Origin of the sequence: Bradyrhizobium sp. SHOUNA76 (assembly GCF_023006445.1) — a bacterium.
Taxonomy (GTDB): domain Bacteria; phylum Pseudomonadota; class Alphaproteobacteria; order Rhizobiales; family Xanthobacteraceae; genus Bradyrhizobium.
Window position 1 is genome coordinate 1 of record NZ_JALBHA010000475.1, and the last position, 4,908, is coordinate 4,908.

At 63.3% G+C, this 4,908-nt stretch carries 5 protein-coding genes and 2 pseudogenes; all 7 read right to left on the bottom strand.

Annotated elements, in window-relative coordinates:
* A pseudogene (locus tag MOV74_RS31145) lies at window positions 1-309 on the bottom strand (molybdate ABC transporter permease subunit); the annotation flags it as partial.
* Window positions 310-397: 88 nt separating this feature from the next.
* Window positions 398-1,399: a sulfate ABC transporter substrate-binding protein gene (locus MOV74_RS31150; protein ID WP_246930735.1), complete on the bottom strand. Its 1,002-nt coding sequence runs from the start codon at window positions 1,397-1,399 to the stop codon at window positions 398-400.
* Between the two features lie 124 nt (window positions 1,400-1,523).
* Window positions 1,524-2,249, bottom strand: coding sequence for a phosphoadenylyl-sulfate reductase (locus MOV74_RS31155; RefSeq protein ID WP_246930737.1), 726 nt, complete (start codon window positions 2,247-2,249; stop codon window positions 1,524-1,526).
* Window positions 2,246-2,761, bottom strand: coding sequence for a DUF934 domain-containing protein (locus tag MOV74_RS31160; protein ID WP_246930739.1), 516 nt, complete (start codon window positions 2,759-2,761; stop codon window positions 2,246-2,248). Before MOV74_RS31160 ends, MOV74_RS31155 begins: the two co-directional genes overlap by 4 nt.
* Entirely contained in the window at window positions 2,748-4,403 is a 1,656-nt protein-coding gene (locus tag MOV74_RS31165) for a nitrite/sulfite reductase (RefSeq protein WP_246930741.1), read from the bottom strand. Before MOV74_RS31165 ends, MOV74_RS31160 begins: the two co-directional genes overlap by 14 nt.
* An 11-nt stretch (window positions 4,404-4,414) precedes the next feature.
* Window positions 4,415-4,732 carry a DUF2849 domain-containing protein gene (locus tag MOV74_RS31170; RefSeq protein WP_135166566.1) on the bottom strand — a complete coding sequence of 106 codons (318 nt, stop codon included), beginning with the start codon at window positions 4,730-4,732 and terminating at the stop codon, window positions 4,415-4,417.
* A pseudogene (locus tag MOV74_RS31175) lies at window positions 4,729-4,908 on the bottom strand (uroporphyrinogen-III C-methyltransferase); the annotation flags it as partial. The gene MOV74_RS31170 and the pseudogene MOV74_RS31175, both read right to left, overlap by 4 nt.

The window sequence follows — 4,908 nt, forward strand, 5'->3', positions numbered from 1 at the left end:
GAACAGCGCGGTCAACGCCACGCCGGCGACCGCCGTCGGCAGCGCGAAGGGCACATCGACGATGGCATCGAACAGCCGCCGGCCTGGAAAGCGATACCGCACGAGCGCCCAGACGATGATGCTGCCCATCACGAGATTGACGCAGGCCGCCGCGAACGCAAGGCCGAAGGAGACGCGCAGCGCATTCAGGGTGCGGCGGCTGGTGAGGATATTCCAGAACTGCTCGGGGCTGAGCTCGAGCGATTTCAGGAACAGCCCGGCGAGCGGAATCAGGATAATGATGGACAGCCAGGACAGCGTCAGTCCCATCGTGAGACCGAAGCCCGGCAATGTCCGGCGTCTTGCTGCGAATACGCTCACCAGGCCCCCTGCTAAAAGCCCTTAAGACAGCGCCAGATCAGTTCTTGTAGATCTGGTCAAAGATGCCGCCGTCGGCGAAATGTTCCTTCTGCGCCTTGGTCCAACCACCGAAAACGTCGTCGATCGTAAATAGTTCGACCTTGGCGAAGGCGTTTTCGTTTTTCTTGGCGATCTCGGGATCGCGCGGGCGGTAGAAATTACGTGCGGCAATTTCCTGCCCTTCCTTGGTGTACCAGTACTGGAGATAGGCATCGGCGGCGTTGCGGGTGCCTTTTTTATCGGCAACCTTGTCGACGATGGTGACCGGCGGCTCGGCGAGGATCGACTGCGGCGGCGCCACGATCTCGAACTTGTTCGCGCCGAACTCCTTCAGCGCCAGGAACGCCTCGTTCTCCCAGGCGAGCAGCACGTCGCCGACGCCACGCTCGACGAAGGTGACGGTGGCGCCGCGCGCGCCGGTATCGAGCACCGGCACCTGCTGATAGAGCTTTCCGATGAACTCCTTGGCCTTTTCGGCCGAGCCGTACTTCTTCTGCGCAAAACCCCAGGCCGCCAGATAATTCCAGCGCGCCCCGCCCGACGTCTTCGGGTTCGGCGTGATCACGGCGACGCCCGGCTTGATCAGATCGTCCCAGTCCTTGATGGCCTTGGGATTGCCCTTGCGGACGAGGAAGACGATCGTCGAGGTGTAGGGTGATGAATTCTGCGGTAGCCGCTTCTGCCAATCGGCTGTGGTGAGGCCCTTGGCCGCGATGGCATCGATGTCATAGGCGAGCGCAAGGGTCACCACATCGGCCTGCAAGCCGTCGATCACCGCGCGCGCTTGCGAGCCGCTGCCGCCATGCGACTGCTTGATCTCGACGCTCTTGCCGGTCTCCTTCTGATAGGCATTCGCAAACGCCTTGTTGAATTCGCCATAGAGCTCGCGCGTCGGATCGTACGACACGTTCAACAGGTTGATATCAGCAGCGAGAGCCGAGCTTGCCAAGAAACCCGTCAAGACGAGGCCTGCAGCGAGCGGAACGATACGGCGCATCATGTCCATCTCCATTCACTTCGCTGACGTCGGTGTCAGCGAAGGCGTGCAGGCATAACTCGGGGCGAAACGCGCTTAAGTCAACGGAACCGGATTTTCTTGTTCGCTTCGTGGCAACGCGACTGTGCTACGAAGTCTTCATCGTGTGGATGCCGCATTCTGTCTTGGCCCGGCCGCGCCAGCGACCGGCGCGTGCGTCCTCGCCATCGGCCGTTCTGCTGGTGCAAGGCATACACCCAACCGACAGAAAACCGGAGGCGGCCAGTGGATGACGCGGCAATTTGGCGCGGACGAAGATCGCCTCGAGTTCCTCACGCGAGACGTTGGCGAAGGGGTTGAACTTCAACCGCGCGCCATCGTCTTCGACGACCGGAATGTCGGCCCGCGCATTGCCCTGGAAGCGCTTCCGGCCGTTGATCCAGGCCGCGAACGGCTTCAGCGCACGCGCCAGCGGTTCCACCTTGCGGATGCGGCAGCAGGCATCGGGATCGGAGAACCAGAGGTCGCGGTCGGGATCTTCGCGCGTCAGCGCTTCCTCTGCGGGCTTGATCGAGCGAACGTCCTTCAGGCCCAGCGTCGCGATCAAGGTATCGCGATAAGCGAGCGTCTCCTCGAACAGCCAGCCGGTGTCGAGGAAGATCACCGGGATCGCCGGGTCGACGTCGGCCATGACCTTCAGCAGCGTCGCCGATTCCGTGCCGAAGGACGACACCAGCGCAAGCCTTTCACGTCCAACCGTCTTCAGCGCCGCAGCGATGATCTCAGCGGGCGAAGCATCGCGCAGGGCGCGATCGAGCTCGTCCGCCGAAGGCAACGCAGAGACGGGCGAAACCTGCGGCGCGATCGCGTTCATGTGCCCACACCTTCGGAGTGGCGGAGCTGCATGCGCCGGTGCAAAGCCGTGATACGGCCGTCGCCGGTCGGCTGGTAGAACACCGAATAGCGCTTGGCGGTCTGCATGAAGGCTTCCGCGTCGGCCTGCTTCTTGACCTCGAAGGAATCGAAGCCGGCGCGCAGCATGAACACGAACTGGTCGCGCAGGATCTGGCCGGTGGCACGCAATTCGCCGCGGTAATTGTAGCGCTCGCGCAGCAGCCGCGCCTGGCTGTAGGCGCGGCCGTCGCGGAAGGTCGGGAACACCAGCGCGACGACGGCGATCTTGCCGAGATAAGGCACGAGCTCGGCGATATCGCGGCTGTTCGGCCAGATCACGCCGACCTTGCCGGCGCGTTTAAGCAAGCCTTCCGCTTCGCCGAGGAAGCGTTCGGCCGGCACCAGGATGTCGCCGCCCTCGGGCAGCGGCGTGTCGACGGTCAGCTTGGCGAAGCTGTCGTCGGCGATCTTTCCGCCGTTAACGAGTGGCATAGACGCGCTCCTTGAAGGGTTCGACGCCGAGACGCTTCACCGTGTCCATGAACAGCTCTTCGGGCCGCTCGCGCAGCGCCAGATAGGCTTCCACGACGTCCTCGATGACATCGGCGACTTCGTCGAATTTGACACCGGGTCCGATCAAGGTGCCCAGCGCGGCGTTCTCGTCGGCACGGCCGCCGATGGTGATCTGATAGACCTCCTCGCCGTTCTTCTCGACGCCGAGAATGCCGATATGGCCGACATGGTGATGGCCGCAGGCATTGATGCAGCCGGAGATGTTGATGTGGAGGCGGCCTATCAGGTTCGCGAGCTCGTGATTGGCGAAGCGCCGCGTCAATTCCTGCGCGATCGGAATCGAGCGCGCATTCGCCAGCGAGCAATAATCGAGCCCGGGGCAGGCGATGATGTCGGTGATCAGATTGACGTTCGGGGTCGCGAGCCCGAGCTTGTCGAGCGCCTTCCACAGCGCCGGCAGGTCCCGCTTGGCGACATGCGGCAGCGCCAGGTTCTGCTCGTGGCCGACGCGGACCTCACCGAAGGAATATTTGTCGGCGAGATCGGCGAGCGCATCCATCTGCTCGGCGGTGGCATCGCCCGGAGGCGCACCGATCGGCTTCAACGAGATCGTGACGATGGAGTAGCCCTGCACCTTGTGCGGGGCCACCGAGTTCTTGCGCCACGCTTCGAAGTCGGGATCGGCCGCAGCCTGACGCAGCTCGTCCGGCATGTGCGGCAGCTTCTCGTAAGAAGGATAGGTGAAGCGCGAGCGGATATCCTCGATCACCTCGTCGTCGATCTGGAGCGAGGAGTTGCGGATGTGCTGCCACTCCTCCTCGACCTCGCGGGAGAACTTCTCGATGCCGAGCTCGTGCACCAGGATCTTGATGCGTGCCTTGTAGATGTTGTCGCGCCGGCCGTACTGATTGTAGACGCGCAGGATCGCCTCGATGTAGCTGAGGATGTCGCGACCGTGCACGAAGTGCTTGATGGTCTTGGCGATGAACGGCGTGCGGCCGAGACCGCCGCCGACCAGCACCTCGAATCCGGTCTCGCCCTTCTCGTTCTTGATCAGCCTCAAGCCGATGTCGTGGATCTTGATCGCGGCCCGGTCGTGGTCCGACGCGGTGATCGCGATCTTGAACTTGCGCGGCAGGAACGAGAATTCCGGATGCAGCGTTGTGTGCTGGCGGATCAGCTCCGACCAGATGCGCGGATCCTCGATCTCGCCTGGCGCGACGCCGGCCCACTGGTCCGAGGTGACATTGCGCATGTTGTTGCCGGAAGTCTGCATCGCATGGATGCCGACCTTGGCGAGATCCTCCAGCGCATCCGGCAGCTCGGCGAGCTTGATCCAGTTGAACTGGATGTTCTGCCGCGTGGTGAAGTGGCCGTAGCCACGGTCATATTTGCGCGCGACATGGGCGAGCGCCCGCAACTGGTTCGTTGCCAGCGTCCCATACGGGATCGCGACGCGGAACATGTAGGCGTGCAGCTGCAGGTAGACGCCGTTCTGCAGGCGCAGGATCTTGAACTCATCCTCGGTGAGCTCGCCGGAGAGGCGCCGCTTCACCTGGTCGCGGAACTCCGAGACGCGCTCGTTGACGAGCGTGCGGTCGATTTCGTCGTAAGCGTACATAAGAAAGCGCCTTAAGCCTGGGCCGACTGTCCGATGGTCACACCGGTGCGGCGGATCTGTTCGCGCAGATTGCCGGGTTCGATCTTGCCGTCCGCGCCGACCTGCACCGGGGCGATATAGGGTCCGATCGCGCCGACGTCATCGGCGACGGACTCCGCAAGCAACGCCTTGGCCTCGTCGGAGTTGCGCACGATCGCAGCTTCGGAGAGGTCCGCAGACCAGCTCTTGGCGGCGGTGCGATACACCACGATGCCGTCCCAGGTCCGGTTGGCGGTCACGATCGAGGGGCCGGCGATCTTGATCTTCTTCTGTTCAAGCGGGGAGGTCATTCGGCTGCATCCAGGAGGTCAGAGATGATTTGCTTTGGAGATTGGCGGCGAAGCGAGCCGGCATGCCGGACCACCTCGCCGATGATGAGTATGGCGGGGCCGCCTTGGGTCCGCCGCACGAGTTCGGGCAGGTCGCGCAGCGTGCCGATCGCGCCTTGCGCGTCGGGACGCGTGAC